Origin of the sequence: Methylobacterium sp. 275MFSha3.1 (assembly GCF_900108435.1) — a bacterium.
Taxonomy (GTDB): Bacteria; Pseudomonadota; Alphaproteobacteria; order Rhizobiales; family Beijerinckiaceae; genus Methylobacterium.
In genome coordinates, this window is record NZ_FNWP01000008.1 from 140559 (window position 1) to 161848 (window position 21290).

General features: G+C 72.3%; 24 protein-coding genes. 16 read left to right on the top strand and 8 right to left on the bottom strand.

Features of this window, described 5'->3' with window-relative positions; all coding sequences use genetic code 11:
- The first annotated feature begins 87 nt into the window (after positions 1-87).
- The 3 genes from BLW78_RS11425 to BLW78_RS11435 are packed head-to-tail and all read left to right on the top strand — an operon-like array spanning position 88 to position 4986.
- Entirely contained in the window at positions 88-2013 is a 1926-nt protein-coding gene (locus tag BLW78_RS11425) for an extracellular solute-binding protein (protein WP_091679568.1), read from the top strand.
- Positions 2014-2027: 14 nt separating this feature from the next.
- Positions 2028-3875: an extracellular solute-binding protein gene (locus BLW78_RS11430; protein ID WP_091679570.1), complete on the top strand. Its 1848-nt coding sequence runs from the start codon at positions 2028-2030 to the stop codon at positions 3873-3875.
- Between the two features lie 4 nt (positions 3876-3879).
- Positions 3880-4986: a microcin C ABC transporter permease YejB gene (locus BLW78_RS11435; RefSeq protein WP_091679572.1), complete on the top strand. Its 1107-nt coding sequence runs from the start codon at positions 3880-3882 to the stop codon at positions 4984-4986.
- Positions 4987-5005: 19 nt separating this feature from the next.
- Here the strand turns inward: BLW78_RS11435 and BLW78_RS11440 are convergent, their stop codons facing one another.
- Positions 5006-5497: an Rrf2 family transcriptional regulator gene (locus BLW78_RS11440; RefSeq protein WP_020092631.1), complete on the bottom strand. Its 492-nt coding sequence runs from the start codon at positions 5495-5497 to the stop codon at positions 5006-5008.
- Positions 5498-5689: 192 nt separating this feature from the next.
- Here BLW78_RS11440 and hmpA point away from each other — a divergent pair, with 192 nt between their 5' ends.
- Positions 5690-6931: an NO-inducible flavohemoprotein gene (gene hmpA / locus BLW78_RS11445; RefSeq protein ID WP_020092632.1), complete on the top strand. Its 1242-nt coding sequence runs from the start codon at positions 5690-5692 to the stop codon at positions 6929-6931.
- On the opposite strand, the gene BLW78_RS11450 is transcribed toward hmpA, so the two are convergent.
- Positions 6928-7755, bottom strand: coding sequence for an AraC family transcriptional regulator (locus tag BLW78_RS11450; RefSeq protein WP_091679575.1), 828 nt, complete (start codon positions 7753-7755; stop codon positions 6928-6930). The genes hmpA and BLW78_RS11450 overlap by 4 nt on opposite strands.
- 62 nt (positions 7756-7817) lie before the next feature.
- Between BLW78_RS11450 and BLW78_RS11455 the strand changes: the two genes are divergently transcribed.
- Both BLW78_RS11455 and BLW78_RS11460 read left to right on the top strand, forming a co-directional pair.
- The gene (locus BLW78_RS11455; RefSeq protein ID WP_091679576.1) at positions 7818-9014 is read left to right on the top strand and encodes an MFS transporter; all 1197 of its coding nucleotides are present in this window, start codon (positions 7818-7820) and stop codon (positions 9012-9014) included.
- 64 nt (positions 9015-9078) lie between these two features.
- Positions 9079-9582, top strand: coding sequence for a GNAT family N-acetyltransferase (locus BLW78_RS11460; protein ID WP_091679579.1), 504 nt, complete (start codon positions 9079-9081; stop codon positions 9580-9582).
- Between the two features lie 268 nt (positions 9583-9850).
- On the opposite strand, the gene BLW78_RS11465 is transcribed toward BLW78_RS11460, so the two are convergent.
- Positions 9851-11011, bottom strand: coding sequence for a multidrug effflux MFS transporter (locus BLW78_RS11465; RefSeq protein WP_091679581.1), 1161 nt, complete (start codon positions 11009-11011; stop codon positions 9851-9853).
- A 164-nt stretch (positions 11012-11175) separates the two neighbouring features.
- Positions 11176-12147 carry a c-type cytochrome gene (locus BLW78_RS11470; RefSeq protein ID WP_091679584.1) on the bottom strand — a complete coding sequence of 324 codons (972 nt, stop codon included), beginning with the start codon at positions 12145-12147 and terminating at the stop codon, positions 11176-11178.
- A 323-nt stretch (positions 12148-12470) separates the two neighbouring features.
- Here BLW78_RS11470 and BLW78_RS11475 point away from each other — a divergent pair, with 323 nt between their 5' ends.
- Together BLW78_RS11475 and BLW78_RS11480 are read left to right on the top strand one after the other, a co-directional pair.
- Positions 12471-13214: a 3-deoxy-manno-octulosonate cytidylyltransferase gene (locus BLW78_RS11475; RefSeq protein WP_091679586.1), complete on the top strand. Its 744-nt coding sequence runs from the start codon at positions 12471-12473 to the stop codon at positions 13212-13214.
- Between the two features lie 24 nt (positions 13215-13238).
- A complete protein-coding gene (locus BLW78_RS11480; protein ID WP_091679589.1) occupies positions 13239-14096 on the top strand; it encodes a prephenate dehydratase in 858 nt (285 codons plus the stop codon).
- A gap of 3 nt (positions 14097-14099) precedes the next feature.
- Here BLW78_RS11480 and BLW78_RS11485 read toward each other — a convergent pair whose 3' ends face one another.
- Positions 14100-14825: a tyrosine-protein phosphatase gene (locus tag BLW78_RS11485; protein WP_091679592.1), complete on the bottom strand. Its 726-nt coding sequence runs from the start codon at positions 14823-14825 to the stop codon at positions 14100-14102.
- A 207-nt stretch (positions 14826-15032) separates the two neighbouring features.
- Here BLW78_RS11485 and BLW78_RS11490 point away from each other — a divergent pair, with 207 nt between their 5' ends.
- Together BLW78_RS11490 and ppa are read left to right on the top strand one after the other, a co-directional pair.
- The gene (locus tag BLW78_RS11490; RefSeq protein WP_091679594.1) at positions 15033-15539 is read left to right on the top strand and encodes a GNAT family N-acetyltransferase; all 507 of its coding nucleotides are present in this window, start codon (positions 15033-15035) and stop codon (positions 15537-15539) included.
- Between the two features lie 111 nt (positions 15540-15650).
- On the top strand, positions 15651-16184 hold the full coding sequence (gene ppa / locus BLW78_RS11495) for an inorganic diphosphatase (protein ID WP_020092642.1): 534 nt from the start codon (positions 15651-15653) through the stop codon (positions 16182-16184).
- A gap of 40 nt (positions 16185-16224) precedes the next feature.
- Here the strand turns inward: ppa and BLW78_RS11500 are convergent, their stop codons facing one another.
- Positions 16225-16758, bottom strand: a complete 534-nt coding sequence (locus tag BLW78_RS11500) for a gamma carbonic anhydrase family protein (RefSeq protein ID WP_091679597.1) — start codon at positions 16756-16758, stop codon at positions 16225-16227.
- A 158-nt stretch (positions 16759-16916) separates the two neighbouring features.
- Between BLW78_RS11500 and BLW78_RS11505 the strand changes: the two genes are divergently transcribed.
- Both BLW78_RS11505 and BLW78_RS11510 read left to right on the top strand, forming a co-directional pair.
- Positions 16917-17195 carry a hypothetical protein gene (locus BLW78_RS11505; protein ID WP_020092644.1) on the top strand — a complete coding sequence of 93 codons (279 nt, stop codon included), beginning with the start codon at positions 16917-16919 and terminating at the stop codon, positions 17193-17195.
- Positions 17196-17303: 108 nt separating this feature from the next.
- Entirely contained in the window at positions 17304-17519 is a 216-nt protein-coding gene (locus BLW78_RS11510; RefSeq protein ID WP_091679600.1) for a hypothetical protein, read from the top strand.
- A 28-nt stretch (positions 17520-17547) separates the two neighbouring features.
- On the opposite strand, the gene BLW78_RS31340 is transcribed toward BLW78_RS11510, so the two are convergent.
- Both BLW78_RS31340 and BLW78_RS11515 read right to left on the bottom strand, forming a co-directional pair.
- Positions 17548-17712 (bottom strand): hypothetical protein, encoded by a 165-nt coding sequence (locus BLW78_RS31340; protein ID WP_170855142.1) that lies wholly within the window; start codon positions 17710-17712, stop codon positions 17548-17550.
- A gap of 94 nt (positions 17713-17806) precedes the next feature.
- Positions 17807-18322: an META domain-containing protein gene (locus BLW78_RS11515; RefSeq protein ID WP_091679602.1), complete on the bottom strand. Its 516-nt coding sequence runs from the start codon at positions 18320-18322 to the stop codon at positions 17807-17809.
- A gap of 222 nt (positions 18323-18544) precedes the next feature.
- Between BLW78_RS11515 and BLW78_RS11520 the strand changes: the two genes are divergently transcribed.
- The 4 genes from BLW78_RS11520 to BLW78_RS11535 all read left to right on the top strand — a co-directional run bounded on the left by BLW78_RS11520 (position 18545) and on the right by BLW78_RS11535 (position 21236).
- Positions 18545-18868, top strand: coding sequence for a helix-turn-helix domain-containing protein (locus BLW78_RS11520; protein WP_091679605.1), 324 nt, complete (start codon positions 18545-18547; stop codon positions 18866-18868).
- A 192-nt stretch (positions 18869-19060) separates the two neighbouring features.
- Positions 19061-19798, top strand: coding sequence for a PIG-L deacetylase family protein (locus BLW78_RS11525; protein WP_091679607.1), 738 nt, complete (start codon positions 19061-19063; stop codon positions 19796-19798).
- The gene (locus BLW78_RS11530) at positions 19795-20388 is read left to right on the top strand and encodes an SAM-dependent methyltransferase (protein WP_091679610.1); all 594 of its coding nucleotides are present in this window, start codon (positions 19795-19797) and stop codon (positions 20386-20388) included. Before BLW78_RS11525 ends, BLW78_RS11530 begins: the two co-directional genes overlap by 4 nt.
- Positions 20385-21236: a glycosyltransferase family 2 protein gene (locus BLW78_RS11535; protein WP_091679613.1), complete on the top strand. Its 852-nt coding sequence runs from the start codon at positions 20385-20387 to the stop codon at positions 21234-21236. Before BLW78_RS11530 ends, BLW78_RS11535 begins: the two co-directional genes overlap by 4 nt.
- Positions 21237-21290: the final 54 nt, after the last annotated feature.

Genomic DNA, 21290 nt, shown 5'->3' on the forward strand with positions numbered 1-21290 from the left:
GGGCGGCGGTCCGCGTCCTATGACCCCCTGACATGTCGAGAGAGTCCGCGTCCGGCGCGGGCTCGAACCAACGGAGACAGCCTGCCCGTGACAGCGCAGACCGTGACTGGACGCCTCCTCGCCGCGACGCTCCTCGTCGCCTGCCTCCAGCTCGCCCCGGCCCGTGCGCAGGAACCGGCCGCGATGCCGTCGACGCAGCCTGCCGTGCCGGCCACCCTGCCGGCCGCCAACGGCCAGTGGACCCACGCGATCACGCTGATGGGCCAGCCGAAATACGGCCCGGACTTCAAGCATTTCGACTACGCCGACCCGGCAGCCCCCAAGGGCGGCATGGTCCGGTTCGGGGCCCAGGGCGGGTTCGACAATTTCAACATCGTCGTCGCCGGCCTGAAGGGCGACCTCGAGAACGGCATCCAGCAGATCTACGATCCGCTGATGACCGAGTCGTCGGACGAGCCGTTCACCTCCTACGGCCTGCTCGCCGAGGCGGTGCGGATCGCCCCCGATCTCGGCTCGGTCTCGTACCGGCTGCGCGAGAACGCCCGCTGGCACGACGGCAAGCCGATCACGCCCGAGGATGTGGTCTGGTCCTTCGACGTGCTGAAGGCCAACAGCCCGTTCTACGCCGCCTACTACCAGACCGTGGCCAAGGCCGAGGTGACCGGGCCGCGCGAGGTGACCTTCACCTTCACCGAGACCGGCAACCGCGAGTTGCCGCAGGTGATCGGGCAGCTCCGCGTCCTGCCCAAGCACTGGTGGACCGCCAAGGATTCCAACGGCAAGGCGCGCAGCGTCACCGAGACGACCCTGGAGCCGCCGCTGGGCTCGGGCCCCTACCGCCTCGCGAAGTTCGAGCCGGGCCGCACCACCACCTACACCCGCGTGCCCGATTACTGGGGCAAGGACCTGCCGGTGAACGCCGGGCGCTACAACTTCGACACCGAGCGCTACGAGTATTTCCGCGACGGCACCGTGCTGGTCGAGGCGCTGAAGGGCGATCTCTACGATTTCCGGGTCGAGAACATCGCCCGGAACTGGGCGACCGCCTACGAGGATTTCCCCGCCGTGAAGGAGGGCCGCCTGATCAAGGAGGCGTTCCCCGAGCGCGGCATGGGCATCATGCAGGCCTTCGCGTTCAACACGCGCCGGGACAAGTTTAGGGATCCGCGCGTCCGCCGGGCCTTCAACCTGGCGATGAACTACGAGGAGATGAACAAGGCGCTGTTCTACGGCCTCTACAAGCGCATCAACTCCTACTTCTTCGGCTCGGAGCTGGCCTCCTCGGGCCTGCCGGAGGGCGAGGAGAAGGCGATCCTCGAGAGCGTCAGGGACAAGGTCCCGGCCTCGGTCTTCACCACCCCCTACGCCAACCCGGTCAACGACGGCCCCGAGGCGGTGCGCAGGAACCTGCGCGAGGCCGTCGGCCTGCTGCGCGAGGCCGGCTACGAGCTGCGCGGCGGCAAGATGGTCAGCAAGGCCACCGGCGAGCCGCTGACCGTCGAGTTCCTGGAGTTCCAGAACACCTTCGAGCGGGTCATCCTGCCGTTCTCGGCGCAGCTGAAGCTGATCGGCATCGACGCCACCCTGCGGGTCATCGACCAGGCGCAGTATCAGAACCGCATCCGCAACTTCGACTTCGACGTCACCACGGCGTCGTGGGGCGAGTCGCTCTCGCCCGGCAACGAGCAGCGCGAGTACTGGGGCTCGGCGGCGGCCGACAAGCCGGGCTCGCGCAACCTGATCGGGATCAAGGATCCCGGCATCGACGCCCTGATCGAGACGGTGATCTTCGCCAAGGACCGACACACCGTGGTCGCGGCGACGCGCGCCCTCGACCGGGTGCTCCTCGCCCACGACTACGTCGTCCCGCAATGGTCCTCCGACCAGCAGCGGACGCTGCGCTGGAACCGGTTCGGCCACCCGGCGATCCTGCCGCTCTACGCCAGCTCCGGCTTCCCGACGACGTGGTGGTACGACGAGAAGCTCGCCGCCAAGACCGGGGCGCCCCGTTGACGGGCGGTCCCGGGATGCCGACCCGGCGCGGGCTGGTCCTCGGGGCCGGCGCCCTCGCGGCGATGCCGCCGTGGCGCCCCGCCCGGGCCGCCGACGCGCAGGAGCGCCACGGCCTGTCCAGCTTCGGCGAGCTCAAATACGGCCCGGACTTCGCGCATTTCGACTACGTGAACCCGATGGCGCCCCGCGGCGGGCGCTTCTCGGCGCAGCTCGCCGCGACGACCGGCAATCAGTCGCTCAACACCTTCAACACGCTCAACGTCTACGTGCTGCGCGGCGACGGGGCCGCCGGCATGCCCCTGACCTTCGACAGCCTGATGGTCCGCGCCCTCGACGAGCCGGACGCCCTCTACGGGCTGGTGGCGCGCGCCGTCACGGTCAGCCCGGACGGCCTGACCTACACCTTCGCGCTGCGCCCGCAGGCGCGGTTCCACGACGGCTCGCCGCTGACCGCGCGGGACGCGGCCTTCAGCCTCAAGCTCCTGCGCGACAAGGGCCACCCCGAGATCGCCGAGGTGATCCGGCCCATGACCGACGCCCGGGCCGCGGGCGACGGGCGGCTCGTGGTGACCTTCGAGCCGGGCCGCGCCCGGGACCTGCCGCTGTTCGTCGCGCAGCTGCCGCTCTTCTCCGCCGCCTACTACGCCGGCCGGGACTTCGAGGCCTCGACCCTGGAGGCGCCCCTCGGCTCCGGTCCCTACCGGGTCGGCACCGTCGATCCGGGCCGGTCCATCGGCCTGGAGCGCGTCCCGGATTACTGGGCCGCCGAGCTGCCGGTGAATGTCGGCCAGAACAACTTCGACGCGATCCGCTACGAGTATTTCCGCGACCGCACCGTGGCCTTCGAGGCGTTCAAGAGCGGTGCCTTCACGTTCCGCGAGGAGTTCACCGCCCGGGTCTGGGCGACCGGCTACGACTTCCCGGCGATGACCGAGGGCCGCGTCGTCCGCGAGACGGTGCCGGACGCGCGGCCGAGCGGCACGCAGGGCTGGTGGATCAACACCCGCCGCGCCGCGTTCCGCGACCCGCGGGTGCGCGAGGCGATCGGCCTGTGCTTCGATTTCGAATGGTCGAACCGCAACCTGATGTACGGCGCCTACGCGCGCACGGCCTCGTTCTTCGAGAATTCCGACCTCAAGGCGACCGGCAAGCCCTCGGCCGAGGAGCTCGCCCTGCTGGAGCCGTTCAAGGACCTGCCGCCCGAGGTGTTCGGCGAGGCCTGGGCGCCGCCGGTCTCCGATGGGTCCGGCCAGGACCGGGCGCTGCTGAAGCGCGCCGACGCGCTCCTGCGGGAGGCCGGCTGCACCCGCCAGGGCGGCAACCTGCTGCTCCCCGGCGGCCAGCCCCTGACCCTCGAGTTCCTCGACGAGGATCCGGTCTTCCAGGCGGTCACGCAGCCCTTCATCCGCAACCTGGGGCTGCTCGGCATCAGGGCGAGCCTGCGCACGGTTGACCCGTCTCAGTACCAGGCGCGGCTGAAGGATTTCGACTTCGACGTCACGCCGCGCCGCTACAGCAGCGGGCTCACCCCCGGCGCGGAGCTGCGCGAGACCTACGGGTCCCGCTCCGCCGGGACGGCGGGCTCCAACAACCTCTCGGGGATCGCCAGCCCGGCGATCGACGCGCTGCTCACCGCCGTCGCCGACGCGACGTCGCGGGCGGACCTGACCACCGCCTGCCGGGCGCTGGACCGGGTCCTGCGGGCCGGGCGCTACTGGGTGCCGATGTGGTACGCCTCGACCCATCGCCTCGCCCTCTGGGACGTGTACGACCGCCCGGCGACCCCGCCGAAATACGACCTCGGCGCCCCCGGGACGTGGTGGTTCGACGCCGACAAGGCCAAGCGGATCGGGCGGGACTGACGCCATGCTCGCCTACATCCTGCGCCGCATCGGCCTGATGATCCCGACCCTGTTCGGGATCATGCTGATCACCTTCACCATCGTGCAATTCGCCCCCGGCGGACCGGTGGAGCGGGTGCTGTCGCAGCTCCAGGGCCAGCGCGACGGGGCCATGTCCCGCGTCACCGGCGGCTCGGGCGACCTCGGCGGCGCCAGCCGGCCGTCGGGCGGCGGCGGCGACGCCGGTTCCCGCTATCGCGGCGCCCAGGGGTTGAGCCCGGAATTCATCGCCAAGCTCGAGAAGCAGTTCGGCTTCGACAAGCCGGCGCCCGAGCGCTTCGCCATGATGCTCTGGGACTACGTCCGGTTCGATTTCGGCCGCAGCTACTTCCGCGACGTCACGGTCATCCAGCTGATCAAGGAGCGGCTGCCGGTCTCGATCTCGCTGGGCCTGTGGATGACGCTGCTGTCCTACGCGATCTCGATCCCGCTCGGCATCCGCAAGGCCGTGGCGGACGGCACGCGCTTCGACCGCGCGACCTCCTTCGTGGTGATCATCGGCTACGCGATCCCGGGCTTCATGTTCGGGCTGATGCTCATCATCCTGTTCGCCGGCGGCTCGTTCTACCAGTGGTTCCCGCTGCGCGGCCTGACCAGCGAGGGCTGGGAGAGCTTCTCGCCCTGGCACAAGGTGACCGACTACGCGTGGCACATGGTGCTGCCGCTGACCGCCCTGGTGATCGGCGCCTTCGCCACCTCGACCCTGCTGACCAAGAACTCGTTCCTCGACGAGATCCGCAAGCAGTACGTGCTGACCGCGCGGATGAAGGGGCTGTCCGAGCGGCGCGTGCTCTACGGGCACGTGTTCCGCAACGCCATGCTGATCGTGATCGCGGGCTTTCCGGGCGCCTTCATCTCGGCCTTCTTCACCGGCTCGCTGCTCATCGAGACGATCTTCTCCCTCGACGGCCTGGGCGAGCTGTCGTTCCGGGCGATCGTCGGGCGCGACTACCCGGTGGTGTTCGCAACGCTCTACATCTTCTCGCTGCTCGGGCTCGCGGTGAACCTGCTGTCCGACCTGATCTACGTCTGGATCGACCCGCGGATCGATTTCTCGGCGCGGGCGACCTGACCGCGCGCCGCGCGGAGCCTCAGGCCTCCGGGAGGCTCGCGGCGCCGGCCGGCACCGGCGGCTCGTCGCGCGGGGGGCCGGCCAGGCCCAGCAGCGCCGCGATGGCGTCGCCGTCCGGCGCGCCGAGGAGGTCCGCCAGGGTGTAGCGGTCGAGGACGGCGAGGAACGCCGCCAGGGCCTCGCCCAGCACCCGCCGGAGCCGGCACGGGGCCGTGATGGCGCAGGCGCCGCCGCCGAAACACTCGACCAGCGCCAGGTCGTCCTCGGTCTGGCGCACCACTGCACCGACGACGATCTCCTCCGGCGGCTTCGCCAGCCGAAGGCCGCCGCCCCGGCCGCGGATCGTCCGGATCAGGCCGAGCCGACCCAGCTGGTGGACCACCTTGGTCAGGTGATTTTCCGAGATGCCGTAGGCGCGCGCGATCCCGGCGATCGAACTCTGCTCGGGCTCGTGGAGCCCGACGTAGATCAGCGTGCGCAACGCGTAATCCGTGTAGCGGGTCAGGCGCATCTCAACTCCAGAAGACGATCCCTGCCGTGGGGCGATGCGATGTCCGCCGCGGTCCGAGTCCGTACGCGCAGCCGCGGACCGGCACCACCGCAGGCAGGCGAACAGGCACCGTCCCTATAAGATGTATTTCCCTTGCATCTTTTCGAGGGGGTGCTAAAAGAAGCATGTCGTATGCACCTTTTGAGCTGTGCCATGCCCGCGCCCCTCTCCCCCGCCACCGTCGCTCTCATCAAGGCCACCGTGCCGGCCCTGGAGGCCCACGGCCTCACCATCACGAAGCGCATGTACGAGCGCCTCTTCGAGAACGCCGAGATCCGCGATCTCTTCAACCAGTCCCATCACGGCGAGACCGGCTCTCAGCCGAAGGCCCTGGCCCAGGCCGTGCTCGCCTACGCCCGCAACATCGACAATCTCGGCGTCCTGGCGGGTGCGGTCGAGCGCATCGCGCAGAAGCACGTCGCCCTGAACATCCTGCCGGAGCACTACCCGCACGTGGCCGACGCCCTCCTCGGCGCGATCGGGGATGTCCTCGGCGAGGCCGCCACGCCGGAGATCGCCACGGCCTGGGGGGAGGCCTACTGGTTCCTGGCGGAACTGCTGATCGGCCGGGAGGCCGCGATCTACCGCGACCATGCCTCCAAGCCGGGCGGCTGGAACGGCTGGCGCGACTTCGTGGTCGACAGCGTGACCCAGGAGAGCGAGACGATCCGCTCCTTCGTCCTCGTGCCGGCCGACGGTGGCCCGGTGCTGCGGCATCGGCCGGGCCAGTATCTCGGCTTCCTCCTGGACCTGCCGGGCCGCGGTGTGCTGAAGCGGAACTACTCGGTGTCCTGCGCGCCGAGCGACCGGGCCTACCGCATCACCGTCAAGCGCGAGGCGGCGCCGGGCCGTCCGGCCGGGATCGCCTCGAACTGGCTGCACGACCACGCGCGGCCCGGCACCGTGCTGAAGGTCGCCGCACCGGCGGGCGACTTCAGCCTCGACACCGAGAGTGACGCGCCCGTGGTGCTGGTCAGCGGCGGCGTCGGGCTGACCCCGATGATCAGCATGCTCGAGACCATCGCGGCGGACAGCCCGGACCGGCCGACCTGGTACGTCCACGGCGCCCTGTTCGGCCGCGTCCACGCCCTGCGCGACCACGCCCGGGCGCTCGCGGCGCGGGCCCGCGCCGCGACGCTCGTGACGTTCTACGCGGAGCCCGAAGCCGCGGACCGGCCGGGTGAGCACTACGACGTCCAGGGCCTGATCACGGCGGACTGGCTCGCGGAGCACACGCCGCACGACCGCGCGACCTACTATTTGTGCGGTCCCAAGCCGTTCCTGCGGGATCTCGCCACCGGCCTGCTGCGCCGCGGCGTCCCGGCCGAGCGGGTGAAGTTCGAGTTCTTCGGCCCGGCCGACGAGCTCTTCGAGGAGCCCCGACAGGCAGCCTAAGCGGCGCTCACGCCGACCCCGCCGCCGAGCGGGCGCTCCGGGCCGAGCACCCGCGCCACGGTGGTCCGCAGCGCCTGCGCGCTCCGGTAACCCACGGCCGCCGCGACCGCCCGCGGCGGCCGCCCCTCGGCCGCGAGCGCCAGCGCCCGGATCACGCGGGCCCGCGCCCGCCAGTCGCCGAAGCTGAGGCCCGTCTCCGCGCGGAACCCGCGCGTGAGCGTGCGCCGGCTCGCCCCGGCACGGTCGGCCCAGGCGTCGAGATCGGCCTCCGAGGCCGGATCCTCGATCAGCGCGAGACAGACCCGGCGCAGGCGCGCGTCGCGCGGGAGCGGCAGCGCGAGCGGCGTCGCGGGGGCCCGGCCGATCTCGTCGAGCACCAGGGCGGCGAGGTGGCCGCCGCGACCCGCTTCTGCGTAGAGCACCGGCTCCTCCGCCAGCGCGGTGAGCGCGGCCGCGAGGAGCCGCGACACCGCGATCACCCGGCAGCTCGCCGCGAAGGACCGGACCGCGGCGGGATCGAGATAGGCGGAGCACATCGCGACCGCGCCGTGGGTCGCGACCGCGTGCGGCAGAAGCGGCGGGATCCAGAGGGCGTGCCCCTCGGGAACCACCCAGGTGCCGTCCTCCGCGAACGCCATCATCAGCCCGGACGTGGCGTAGAGCAGCTGCGCCCGGGGATGGAAGTGCCGGGCGAGATGCATCCCGGCCGCGTAGGTCTTGGGCATCACCGCGACCGGGCGGGGCACGTCCTGATAGTCGGCCGCCTCGGTCGACCGCCCCGCGGCGCCGCGCGCCTCCGTCGAGATTGGCCCGTTCGCGTACATATCCGGCCCAACACCGCCATCGGGTCAGGCTATCAGGGTGCCGTCCCGGAGGATACGCCGCGATGGATTCGGACACGCTGTCCCGCCGCACCCTGCGCTTCGTCAACGTCGCGCACGCCCTCGACCACTTCGTGCTGCTGATCTACCCGACCGCGGTGATCGCCATCGCGGCCCAGACCGGGCTCGGCTACGGCGAGCTGATCGGGCTCGCCACCGGCGCCTTCGTGGCCTTCGGCTTGTGCTCGCTGCCGATGGGCTCGCTGGCCGACCGGTTCGGGCGGCGCAACATGCTGGCGGTGTTCTTCTTCGGCTACGGCCTGTCCTGCCTGGGCGTGGCGAGCGCCTCGACGCCGCTGGGCTTCGCCCTCTGGCTCTGCGTCCTCGGGCTCGCCTCGGCGATCTACCACCCGGTCGGCTCGGCCATGCTGGTGACCCATGCGCGCCGGCTCGGGCACGATCTCGGCATCAACGGCGTCTGGGGCAATCTCGGCGCGGCCTCGGCCTCCGGCCTGACCGCGCTGCTCGCCGCCACGGTCAGCTGGCGCGCGGCCTTCATCGTTCCCGGCCTCGTCTGCCTCGCCAGCGGGGCCGCCTTCGTGGCCCTGGTCCCGGGCGACGGCGACGCCGCGGGGAGGAAGGCCGGCGGCGCGGCGGTGATCCCCGTCACCCGGCCCTGGGCGCTCATGGCGATGTTCGCCCTGTCGATCTTCGCGGGCGGCCTGACCTTCAACCTGACGACGATCAGCCTGCCCAAGGTGATCGACGAGGGCGTCGGGCAGGCGCTGCCGCTGGCGCTGACCGGCTCGATCGCCACCGGCGTCTTCCTGTTCGGCGCGCTGATGCAGCTCGCCATGGGCCGGCTGATCGACCGCTACAGCCTGCCCTCCCTGTTCGTGGCCCTGTCGGTGCTGCAGCCGCTCGGGCTCGGGATCGCGGCCGTCTCCACCGGCCTGCCGCTGCTCGCCGGGCTCGTCCTCGCCATGACGGCGATCTACGGGCAGGTGGTGATCAACGACGCGATGATCGCCCGCTACGTGCCGCCCGCCTACCGGGCCCGCGCCTACAGCGTGCGCTACTTCGTCGGCTTCACGGCGAGCGGCTTCGTGGTGCCGGCGATCGCCCTCCTGCACGACCGCGGCGGCTTCGCGCTGGTCCTCGGCGTCGCCGCCGCCTGCGGCGCGGTGATCTGGCTCGCGGCCCTGGGCTTCCTGAGGCTGACGCAGGGCGGCGCGCGGCCCGCCCTGGCCGCCGCCGAGTAGCGCGGCGGTTTGCGGGGCGAGCCCCGCGCTGCTACGCGGCGCCCGTCCGACCCGCGAGTACCCCGTGACCGACCTGTCCCTCGTCATCCGGCCGGAGCGGCCGGAGGATGCCCCCGCCATCGAGCGCCTCCATGCCCGGGCCTTCGGTCCCGGCCGCTTCGCCCGCACCGCCTACCGCCTCCGCGAGGGCGCGGCCGAGCGGATCGATCTCGGCATCACCGCCTCCGTCGGCAGCTTCCTCGTCGGCTCGGTCCGGATGGGTCCGGTGCGGACCGGGGCGACGCCCTTCGTGATGCTCGGACCCCTGGCGGTCGATCCGAGCTTCGAGGGCCGCGGCATCGGAGGCACCCTGACCCGCGCGGCGATCGAGGGGGCCCGGCGGGCGGGAGAAGGTCTGGTGATCCTCGTCGGCGACGCGCCCTACTACGCCCGCTTCGGCTTCACGCCGGTTCCGCCCGGGCGCCTGACCCTGCCGGGGCCGGTCGACCCGGCGCGCCTTCTGTGGCTGGAACTGGCCGCGGAGTTCCGTGCGGGCGTGTCGGGCCCGATCGAGGCGGTCAGGACCTGAAACGGGGCCCGGCGGGCGTGCCTCAGCTCTCTGACGGTGATTTCGATCCGCACCCGGCTGGTCTTCTGCATGCGCGTGAATGGCTCAGCTCAACCCACACGCAGCCGCCGTCATTGCGAGCGAAGCGAAGCAATCCAGTAGCGCCACACTTGCGGAGGGCGCGCTGACCCTGGGTCGCTTCGCTGCGCTCGCGATGACAGAGGGGGCCGACGGGTCCGCCGAGCAGCGAGCGCCGCCAGGGCTGGCGCTCGACCGTTCGAAACCCCGCTCAGGCCCGCCGGAGCGCCAGCGCGGCGATCAGCCCGGCCGCGAGCAGCGCCAGCGCCACCGGCGTCGCCGAGGTCGCCGGCCACGCCGAGGCGGCGGCCGTGAACAGCGCCCCGAACGTCATCTGGGTGAAGCCGTAGAGGCTGGAGGCCGACCCGGCGGCGTGCGGGTCGACGTTCATCAGCCCCGCCACCGCGTTGGGGCTGAGCAGACCGACGCCCACCGCGTAGACGAAGAGCGGCACGATCAGGCTGACCACGCCGAGCATGCCGGTGCGGTCCACGACCAGCAGCGACAGCGCCGCCCCGATGCAGAGGAGGTTGCCGCTCCGCGCCGCCTTGCGGATCGGCACCCGGGCGGCGAGCCGGCTCGCCAGGACGGCGCCGCCGACCATGCCGAACACGACGATCAGGCAGTCGAAGCCCACCTCCTGCGAAGAGCGCCCGAGCCGGTCCACGAGGAGGAACGGCGCCACCGCCAGGAACGCGTAGAGACTGGTGCCGCCGCAGGCGCCCGCCACCAGGTAGGCCCGGAACACCGGGACCCGCACCAGCCGCAGGTAGCCGGACAGGACAGCGACGAAGCCCGGCAGCGCCACCTTGTGGCGGTTGGTCTCGGGCAGGGTGAAGACCACGAGCGCGCCCAGCACGGCGACGAGGCCGGCCAGCACCACGAACACCGCGCGCCAGCCGAAGACCTCGTTCACCACGCCGCCGATCGCAGGGGCCAGCGCGGGCGTGAGCGTCATCGCGGTGGTGAGGATCGCGAGCTTCCGGGCGGCGTCCTCGCGGGTCGAGACGTCGCGGACCATCGCCCGGCCGATCACCAGCGAGCCGCAGGCGCCGAGGGATTGCAGGACGCGGGCGACGAGCAGGACGCCGATGTTGGGCGCGGGGATCGCGAGCAGCAGGCCGGCGAGGTAGAGGCCGAGTCCCCCGATCAGGATCGGGCGCCGCCCGTACCGATCCGAGAGCGGCCCGTAGAGGAGCTGACCGCCCGCGAGCCCGATCAGGTAGACGGTGATCGTCAGCTGCGCGCCGGCGGCGTTGGTGCCGAGGTCGACGGCCGCCGCCGCCAGCGCCGGCACGAAGATGTGCAGCGCCACCGTCCCGGTCATGGTCACGGCGACGAGGAGCGGCAGGGGGGCCCGGCGCTCCGGCACGGCGGGACGTCGATCAGTCAAGGGGCCCTACGCGGTTCTCGATCCGGCCGGATGCCGGGGCGCAGCCGCCTTAGAGCAAGGGCCACGCCCGGAGCCATGCCGGCGGAACGCGCCAGGCACGCGAGGGGCGGGACCGTGCCCGGCCCCGCACCCGGCCGTGCCGTCTACTCCTTCGGCAGCGGCTGCGGGGTCGGCAGCGGAGCGTTCAGATCCTTGGTCGGGCCGCCGACCTCCAGATCCTTCGCCCGCTCGACGGCCTCGGGATTGGCCTTCGCGGCCGGCTCCTTGGCGGCCGGCGCCGTCGGCGCGGTCGGCTCGGCGGGGATCAGGCTCGAGGGCTGGCCCTGCTGGTCGCTGTCGTGTGCGCTGGCCGGGGGAGCCGGCGCGTTGCGGTCGCTCGACTCGCCAGTCGTCCGCGGGCTGCCGGGCGACTTCGCCTCGACCGGCTTGGCGGTGCCGGTATCGGCGGGCTTGGCCGGGCTGTCCTTACCCTCGGACGCCTTGTTGGCGGCGGGCTTGTCGGCGGACGGCTTGTCGGCGGCGGGCTTGTCCTCGGGCTTGGCCGCGGCGGGCGTGGCCGCCGGCGCGGCGTCGGTCTTCTCGACGGCCGGCAGCGGCTTCGGCGATTCGGCGAGCGTCCGCAGGTAGGCGATGACGTTGGCCCGCTCCTGCGGCGCGGCGATGCCCGCGTAGGCCATCTTGGTGCCCTTCACGTAGGCCTTCGGGTTGGTCAGGAACTCGTCGAGGTCGGCGTAGGTCCAGGTGCCGCCCTTCTCCTTCATGGCCGCCGAGTAGTCGAAGCCCGCATGCCCGCCCTTCGGCCGCTCGACGATGCCGTACAGGTCGGGACCGACCTTGTTCGGGCCGCCCTTCTCGAAGCTGTGGCAGGCGTGACAGGCCTTGGTGCCGGCCTCGCCCTTCTCGGCATTGGCGCTCGCGAGGCGGACGGCGATCGGCTCGACCTTGGCCTCGGGCGCCGCCGCGGCGGTCTCGGGCTGCGGCTCGGGCAGGTCGTAGCCGGCATTGCCCGCCGGCTTCGGGTGGTAGATCAATTCGGCGACGAAACCCGATCCGGCCGCGAACAGAAGGGCGCCGAGGACCGCACCCAGGACCTTGTTCACCTCGAACGAGTTCATGCTCTTCTCGCAACTCGGCCGTGCCGAACGCGCGCCTGACACGGGCGAGCGGGCTCGGACACCGGACATTGGAAGATTTCGAGGTTGCCTTAGCGGTTCCGGGCGGCTCCTGACAATGCCGCAGGGGCGTTCCGCGTCGCTCCGGCGCAGGATTGTTCCACCGAATTGTCCAGCTTGTCACCGGGTGGCACCTTTTCTCCACCGCGGCCCGGCCCGTTTCCGCAGGCCCGTTCCCGGGGGACGACAACCGGGGGCCGGCCTGTTAAGCAGCCGGCCGCCTCCCGTCGCGGCCGCTCGATCCGCGCATCCGGATCCGAATCTCGATGTCCGATCCCCTGGTCCTGATCCCGGCGCGCCTCGCCGCGACCCGCCTGCCGAACAAGCCGCTGGCCGACATCGCCGGCGAGGCCATGATCGTCCACGTTTGGCGCCGCGCCGTCGAGGCCGGGATCGGCCCGGTGGTGGTCGCCACCGACACGGCGGAGATCGCCCGCACGGTCGAGGCCGCGGGCGGCCTCGCGGTGATGACCCGGGCCGACCACCCGTCGGGCTCCGATCGCCTCGCCGAGGCCCTGGAGATCGTCGATCCGGAGGGCCGCCACGACGTGGTCGTCAACGTGCAGGGTGACCTGCCCACCATCGACCCGGCGATCATCGGCGCCTCCGTCGCGCCGCTCGCCGACCGCACCGTCGACATCGTCACCCTCTGCGCGCCGATCACCGATCCGCACGAGGCCGACAACCCCAACGTGGTCAAGCTCGTCGGCCACGCGGTCGGTCCCGGGCGCCTGCGCGCCCTCTACTTCACCCGCGCCCGCGCGCCCTGGGGCGACGGGCCCCTCTGGCACCATATCGGCCTGTACGCCTACCGGCGCACGGCGCTCAGCCGGTTCGTGGCCCTGCCGCCCGGCGAGCTGGAGGTGCGGGAGAAGCTGGAGCAGCTGCGGGCCCTCGAGGCCGGCATGCGCATCGATGCCGCCATCGTCGACGACCTGCCGCTCGGCGTCGACACCCCCGCCGACCTGGAACGGGCCCGCGCCCTGCTGCAGGGCCGGCGCCCGAACTGATCCGACGAACGAATCCGCGCCGCCATGACCGACCGCACCATCGCCTACCAGGGTGAGCCCGGGGCCAACTCGCACATCATCTGCGCGGAGGCCTACCCGGACTGGACACCGCTGCCCTGCCCGACCTTCGAGGACGCCTTCGCGGCGGTGACGGAGGGGCGCGCGCAGCGGGCGATGATCCCGATCGAGAACTCGATCGCGGGCCGCGTCGCCGACATCCACCACCTGATCCCGATCTCGCCGCTGCACATCGTGGCCGAGCACTTCCTGCCGATCCACTTCCAGCTGATGGTCCTGCCGGGCACGAAGCTCGAGGCGCTGAGGAGCGTCCACAGCCACGTCCACGCGCTGGGCCAGTGCCGCCGCATCATCCGCCGGCTGGGCCTGAAGGCCGTGGTCGCCGGCGACACCGCCGGGGCGGCCCGCGAGATCGCCGAGATTGGCGACCCGAGCCGGGCGGCCCTGGCGCCCGCCCTCGCCGCCGAGGTCTACGGCCTGGACATCCTCGAGCGCGACGTCGAGGACGAGGCGCACAACACCACCCGGTTCGTGGTGTTCTCCCCCGAGCCCGAGCCGGTCGCCCAGGGCGTCGAGCCCTGCGTGACGAGCTTCGTGTTCCGCGTCCGCAACATCCCGGCCGCCCTCTACAAGGCGCTCGGCGGCTTCGCGACCAACGGCGTCAACATGTCGAAGCTCGAGAGCTACATGGTCGACGGCGAGTTCACCGCCACGCAGTTCTACGCCGAGGTCGACGGCCATCCGGAGGATACGGGCCTCCGCCGCGCGCTGGACGAGCTCGGCTTCTTCTCGCGCGAGCTGCGGGTGATCGGGACCTACCCGGCCCACCCGTTCCGCGAGGCGGCGCGGCCGCCCGCGGAGTGATTCTCACTCCCGCCGCAGGATGCGGTCGGCGGCCAGATCCGACCAGAAGCCCGGCCGGAAATCCCGCTTGAGCGCCTCGGGATCGTAGACGGTCTCGACCCAGGTCAGGAAGTCGAGGCCCTGCGCCTCGCCCTCGACGCGGTAGCGTGCGAAGAACGCGTCGAGGATCCCGGTCTTGGCGAAGCGGAGATGGCCGTAGCGGGCGGAGAGCTGCCGGGCGGCCTCGGCCACCGGGCGGCCCTCGTGCAGGATCAGGTACAGGGCCGAGGCGAGGCCGGCCCGGTCGGCGCCGGACTTGCAGTGCATCACGGCCGGGTACTCGATGCCGGCGAAGAACGCCTTGGCGCCGAGGATGGTGGTGCGGTCCGGCGCCTCCCGCGAGCGGAGCACGAACTCGACGAGCTTGAGGCCGTGGCGCTCGCAGGCCTCGCGCTGCAGCGGCCAGGACCCGTGCTCGCGCCCGCCGCGAAGGGAGATGATCGTCCGCACGCCCTCGGCCCGGAAGCGGGCGAGCTGGTGGGGACCGGGCTGGGCCGAGCGCCAGACGGCGCCGGTGCCGACCCGGTGCCGGTTGAGGTAGGCGAGGCGGAACACGCCGTGGTCCATCAGCAGCATGCTGGCCCAGGCCATCAGCCGGTCGCCGGGGCCGGCGATCGGCCGCTCGAAGCGGGCGATCCGGGCCATGCGGCGCGCGTAGCGCGTCTCGGGCTTGAGGAAGCGGTTGAACAAGGCCGGGCTGCCGAGGGAACGAGCCCGGGCTCTACCAGCCACCCGGCGGCCCGGCAATTCGCGGGCCCGGCCCCCGACCGGCACGCGGTCGACCACACACCGACGCGTTCCGGCGCCGTTCTTGCCTCCACTCCGCCCGGATCGGCATCGAACCTGCGCGGACCGCGCGAGTTATCCGCCGGTCGGACGATGGGAGGCCCGAGGCCCATGAGCACGCGCACCACGAGCATCCGCCGGGCCCGCGAGGCCGACCTCGGCGGCTTGTCCAAGGTGTTCGACGCGTCGTGGCGCGAGGCCTATCGCGGCATCATCCCGGGCGTCGCCCTGGAGCGGCTGATCTCGACCCGGGATCGGGCGTGGTGGCGGGGCGCCCTGCGCCGCGGCCGGCCGATCGCGGTGGTCGAGACGGGCGAGCTCGTCGTCGGCTACGCGGCCTACGGGCGGACGCGCAGCCAGTCGCTCGGCACCGAGGCGGAGATCGACGAACTCTACCTGCTGCCGGAGTACCAGGGCGTCGGCCTGGGCCGCCGCCTGTTCCGGGCGGTGCGCAACGACCTCGCGGATCACGGCCTCGCGCGGCTCGGCGTGTGGAGCCTGGAGGACAACGCCCGCGCCAGCGCCTTCTACGAGGGGCTCGGCGGCGTCGCCGGCCCGCGGGTGCTGGACCGCGTGGCGGGCCTCCCGCTCCCGAAGGTCGGGTTTCTCTTCGGCTAACGTTTTCCAGCGCTCGTTGCCGGGCCGTACCATCGACTGATTTGCTTTGCCAGGCGGCGCCTCTAAGAGATCCGGGAAGCGGACGAGACCGCATTCCGGAAGCGACACGCCATGAAGATCGACGCCATCCCGCTCGGCAAGAAGCCGCCGCACGACGTCAACGTCATTGTCGAGGTGCCGCTGGGCGGCGAGCCGATCAAGTACGAGATGGACAAGGAATCCGGCGCGCTGGTCGTCGACCGGTTCCTGTACACGCCGATGTTCTACCCGGGCAATTACGGCTTCATCCCCCACACCCTGTCGGGCGACGGCGATCCCTGCGACGTGCTGGTGGCCAACACCCGCGCGGTGCTGCCGGGCGCGATCATCAGCGCGCGTCCCGTGGGCGTCATGGTGATGCAGGACGAGGGCGGCGAGGACGAGAAGATCATCGCGGTGCCCTCGCGCCACCTGACCAAGCGCTACGACCGGGTCGAGAACTACACCGACCTGCCCGACATCACGATCCAGCAGATCCAGCACTTCTTCGAGCACTATAAGGATCTGGAGCCCGGCAAGTGGGTCAAGTTCGTCCGCTGGGGCGACAAGGAGGAGGCCCACCGGCTGATCGAGGAAGCGATCGAGCGCGGCAAGGCCAAGAAGTAAGGGTGTTGCGGCCGCTCCTCCGGGGAGCGGCCCGTACCCGTCAGCCGTCGATGCGGCGCAGCCCGGCCCGGTAGCGCCGGGCATTCTCCACGTAGCGCAGGGCGGCCTGCCGCAAACCCTCGATCGCGGCCTCGTCGAGGGTGCGCACGGCCTTGGCCGGCGCCCCGACGATCAGGCTGTGATCCGAGAACTCCTTGCCCTCGGTGACCAGCGCGTTGGCGCCAACGAGGCAGCCGCGGCCGATCCGGGCCCCGTTCAGAACCGTCGCACCCATGCCGACGAGGCTGCCGTCCCCGATGGTGCAGCCGTGCACGATCGCGCCGTGCCCGATCGTGACGTCGGTCCCGATCACGAGGGGGAAGCCGGGATCGACGTGCATGATCACGCCTTCCTGGACGTTGGTGCGGTCGCCGATGCGGATCGGCTCGTTGTCGCCGCGCAGGGCCGCGCCGAACCAGATGCCGACATCGAGGCCGAGATGCACCCGGCCGATCACCTGCGCGTCGGGCGCGATCCAGACCCGGGCCGGGTCGGCGAGGTCGGGGACGTGCTCGTCGAGGGCGTAGAGCGGCATGGCGGCCTTTCACGGAAGAGCGGTGGTATCGGCCGCGCGGCGCGGCCGGGATCGCGACAGATGACGCGCGGCACGTGTCGCGGGAATGGTACGGCGCGTCCAGGCTGCCAATGCTAGGCTGGCTCCGCAAGCGGTCGCGACCCGGATCGGAGACAGAGATGGCACGCCTCCCGGCCCTGATCGGTCTGACGCTTCTCCTGCTGACGCAGGGGGCCGGGGCCGCGGACCTGCGGGGGCCGGCGGCGCTGGGCCGGTTCCGGGCGACGTGCGAGGATCTCGGGACCTTCTGCTTCGCCGACGCCTGCGGCGGCGATCAGATCGCGGCGGCCGAGGGCTGCCGGGCGCGCTGTCCGAGCGCGTCGATCGTCGAGGTCGTCCCGGCCGCCTGCCCGCTGCCGGACGGTCGGTCCGTGCCGATCCTCCGGCGCCGCGGCTGAGAATCGGCCGCGATCGAGGGCCGGGAGAAATATCGGACGTCCGCGGCAACGAAACGCGGAACGCGGCATTGACCGTTTCGAACACGCGAACAACGGAGACGCGGACAGATGCTCGCGAACGCGCGCGATGCCCGCCGGCGCACGAAGCTGACCAGCGATCTCCGTCCGCCCGAAGCGGGAGCGAACGCCGATCCCGTCCTGTACGGCGTGGCCGCGGGTCTGGCGGCCCTGTTCCCGCCCGTGATGCTGCGCTCGGAGGCCGCGCCCGAGACGCACCGCGCCTCCGAGACCTCGCGGGCGCCGGACGCGACCGGCACCCGCTGAGGCTAGGACCGGTCGGCGCAGGCTCCCCTCAGGCCGCGAGCCGGACGAGGAGGAGGAGGGTCGCCAGGAGCGGCGCCGCCGCGGCGAGCCAGAGGGCGCCCGGATGGAAGCCCTCGGGTCCCGAGAAGCGCACGGTCCGCGTCACCGCGGGACGCAGGGGATCCCCGCGTCCGATCCCGATCCCGACTGGCATCCGCTCACTCCTCGATACCGGAGGAGTGAGCGCCGACGTCCCTCAAGAGCGTCTGAATCGGCGGCCGTCGTCGTTCGGCGTGGTGAACCGGCCCTTAAAGGGCCCGGTCGAACTTCAGCTCGCCGTTCGGGCTCTTCAGAACGAGCTGCGAGCCGACCATGTCCCACGCCGCCGAGGTGCGCAGGGCGATGAAGAACGCCTGCTCGGCGGCCGCGAGGCTCTTGTCGCAGCTCTTCTTGGTGAGCGCGAGCGGGCCGACGGCGATGTGCTGCTCCTTGAGCGGGAAGGCGGTCGCCGCGAAGGTGTTGCAGCCGCCGTAGCCGCGGGCGCGGTACTGCTTGTCGATGATGAAGCTCGGCCGGTCGCCGCCCGTGAACGGCTTGCCGTTCAGGCTCACGGCGGTCCACGTCGAGTCCAGCGGGAACATCTTCTCGCTGGCCTTGGTCCCCGGCACGTACTGGGGCTTCTTCTCCTCCTCGCCGCCCGGCCGGCGGTTGCCCCGGCCGAAGCCCGTGGGCGAGCCGCCCATCTGCGCCTGCGCCTGCGTCGCCGCGGTCAGGTCCATGGCCAGCACGGCACAGGCCAAGCTCGCGATCAGCACCCCTCTCATCGTCCAGTCCCCATGTCGCGCGCGCCGCGCGCAGGTCATCCCGGTCCGGAAGCGCCGCGCGGGCCGCGCGGTCCGGCCCCTCGCGTGGGCCGCTCCGAATCCTTGCGCCTTGCCGGATGCGACAGGATTTCAGCACAATTATGGTCGCGCTCGGCCGAAGACCGCCCGGAAACGATCCGGGACCGCGATCGTTGTTGATCAGTGCGAAGCAGGAGGATCACCTTGGCAGGATCGGACGAGGGCGCGCAGAGCGGGACCCAGGCGCTCGCCATGACCCCGGCGCAGTCGCGGGCGGCCCGCGGGCTGCTCGGCTGGTCGGAGGCCGATCTCGCCGGCAAGGTCGGCCTGGACGAGCGATTCGTGCGGGATTTCGAGGGCGGCTACAGCGACGCGCCCAGCGGCCAGGTCGAGGCCCTGCGCAGCGCCCTCAGCGCCGCCGGGGCGGTCTTCCGCGACGCGCCGACGCCCGGCGTCCATCTCGCGGCGGGCCGGGGCGTCGACGAGGGCACCCGCGCCGACGCGCTCACCACCGAGAACGATCGCTGACACCCGCCGGCCGGCCCGAACGCGCCGCTCATGGCGCGTTCATGCGCCGCGCCTGACAACCCGGGACGCCACAACCCGCGCACCGTCCGTGGAGCGTCCCGTGATCGATCCCGTCAGCAGCCCGTCGCGGTGCGACCGGCGCTTTCCCTTGGCCTTCGTCTTGTCGGCCTCCGACCGGATCGGAGGCCGCTGATGCGCGCCGACGCCTTCCTCGCCGCCGCCGACGCGCTGCCCGTGGCGAGCCTCGACGCCCTCCTGGGGAGCCGGGGGCTCGTGGTGGTCGCGCCCCATCCCGACGACGAGAGCCTCGGATGCGGCGGGCTGATCGCCGCCGCCCGGGTGTCGGGACGGCCCGTGCATCTCGTCGTGGTCAGCGACGGCTGCGGGTCGCACACCCATTCCCGTCTCTACCCGCCCGAGAAACTGCGCGCCCTGCGCGAGGCGGAGACACGGCGGGCCGTGGCGGTTCTCGGCCTCGGGCCCGAGGCCGTCACCTTCCTGCGCCTCCCGGACGCGCACGTCCCGAGCGACGGCCCCGAGGCCGAGGCCGCCGCGTCCGCGGTCGCCCGCGCGGCCGCGGCGATCGGGGCCGGCGCGGTCTTCGTCACGTGGCGCCACGATCCCCACTGCGACCACAAGGCGGCCGCGGCGATCGTCGCCCTCGCGCGGCCGCAGATGCCGGGGGTCCGCGTCTACGAGTATCCCGTCTGGGGCTGGACCCTGCCGCCCGAGACCGAGGTCGGGCCGAGCCCCGCCGGCCTGCGCCTCGACGTCTCCGCCTATCGCGAGACCAAGGCGCGCGCCGTCGCCGCCCACGAATCGCAGACCACCGACCTGATCGCGGACGATCCCCAGGGCTTCCGGCTCGAGCCCGCCATGATCGACCGGCTCTGCGGCCCCTACGAGCGCTTCGTCGCGGTCCCCGCATGAGCCGCCGGACGCAGACCCTGCCGGAAGACTACTTCCTCGGCATGTACGCCAGCGACCCGGATCCCTGGCGCTTCACCTCGTCGTCCTACGAGCGCGACAAGTACGCGGCGACGCTGGCGGCCCTGCCGCAGGCGCGCTACCGGGCCGCGTTCGAGCCGGCCTGCTCCATCGGCGTCTTCACCCACGCCCTGTCCGAGCGCTGCGAGCGTCTGCTCGCCACGGATCTGGTTCCGGCCGCCCTGGAGGACGCCCGGGCGCGCTGCGCGGATCGCCCCCACGTCGAGATCCGGCAGGGCACGATGCCGGCGGACTGGCCCGAGGAGCGGTTCGACCTGATCGTCCTCTCCGAGTTCCTGTACTTCCTGGCCCCGGAGGATTTCGCCGCGCTCGTGCGCCGGGCCGGCGCGACGATCGCGCCCGGCGGCGACATCGTGCTGGTGCACTGGCTGGGCGAGACCGACTACCCGCTCTCGGGCGACGGCGCCGCCGAGGGCTTCATCCGGCTGTCGGCACCCTTCGCACAGGTCCTGAGTCAGGCGCGGACGGACAAGTACCGCATCGACGTCCTGCGCGCCGGAACCGCCCCGTGAGCGTCGCGGTCATCACCCTCAACAAGGGCCGGCGCGCGCACCTGACCCGTCTGCTCGAAGGCCTCGGCCGCGGCGACCCGCCCGACCGCTGCGTCGTCGTCGAGATCGGCGACGACGCGGCGCCCTACCCGGCCCTGCCCTTCCCGGTGGAGCGCGTGCCGTTCCCGCATGCCGGCCTGCCGCTCGCCGCGGCGCGCAATGCCGGGCGCCGGGCCGCCGGTGCCGACACGCTGATCTTCCTCGACGTGGACTGCATCCCCTCGGCGGGGCTCGTCGCGGGCCTGTCGCGGGCGGTGGCCGAGCGGGACGGCCTGATCTGCTGCGAGATCGGCTACCTGCCGGCCGGCGCGGTCGCGGACGGGTGGCGCGAGACGGATCTGGCGCGTCTCGGCGCGCCGCACCCGGTGCGGGTCTTCCCGCCCGCCGGCACGGTGGCGCCGGCGCCGCAGCCCGGCCTGTTCTGGTCCCTCGCCTTCGCGGTGCGGGCCGCGACCTATGACCGCCTCGGCGGCTTCGACGAGACCTTCTCGGGCTACGGCGCGGAGGACACCGACCTCGCCTTCCGGGCCGAGCGGGCCGGCGTGCCGATCCTGTTCCTCGGCGGCCCCCGGGCCTACCACCAGCATCATCCGGGCTACGACCCGCCGCTGCAGCATTTCCGCGACATCGTCGCCAACGCGGCCCGCTTTCACGATCGGCACGGGATCTGGCCGATGGACGGCTGGCTCGACGGGTTCGCGCGGCTGGGGCTCATCGCGGCGGATCGGTCGAGCGGCATCGTGGTTCACCGGGACCCAACGCCGGGCGAGATGGTAGCGGCGCGGTTGCCGGACGATCGTCCTTTCTGACGGGACCCGGGCCGCGCGGCGCCGCCGTCCTCGCGCGCGCAGCGAGGCAACCCG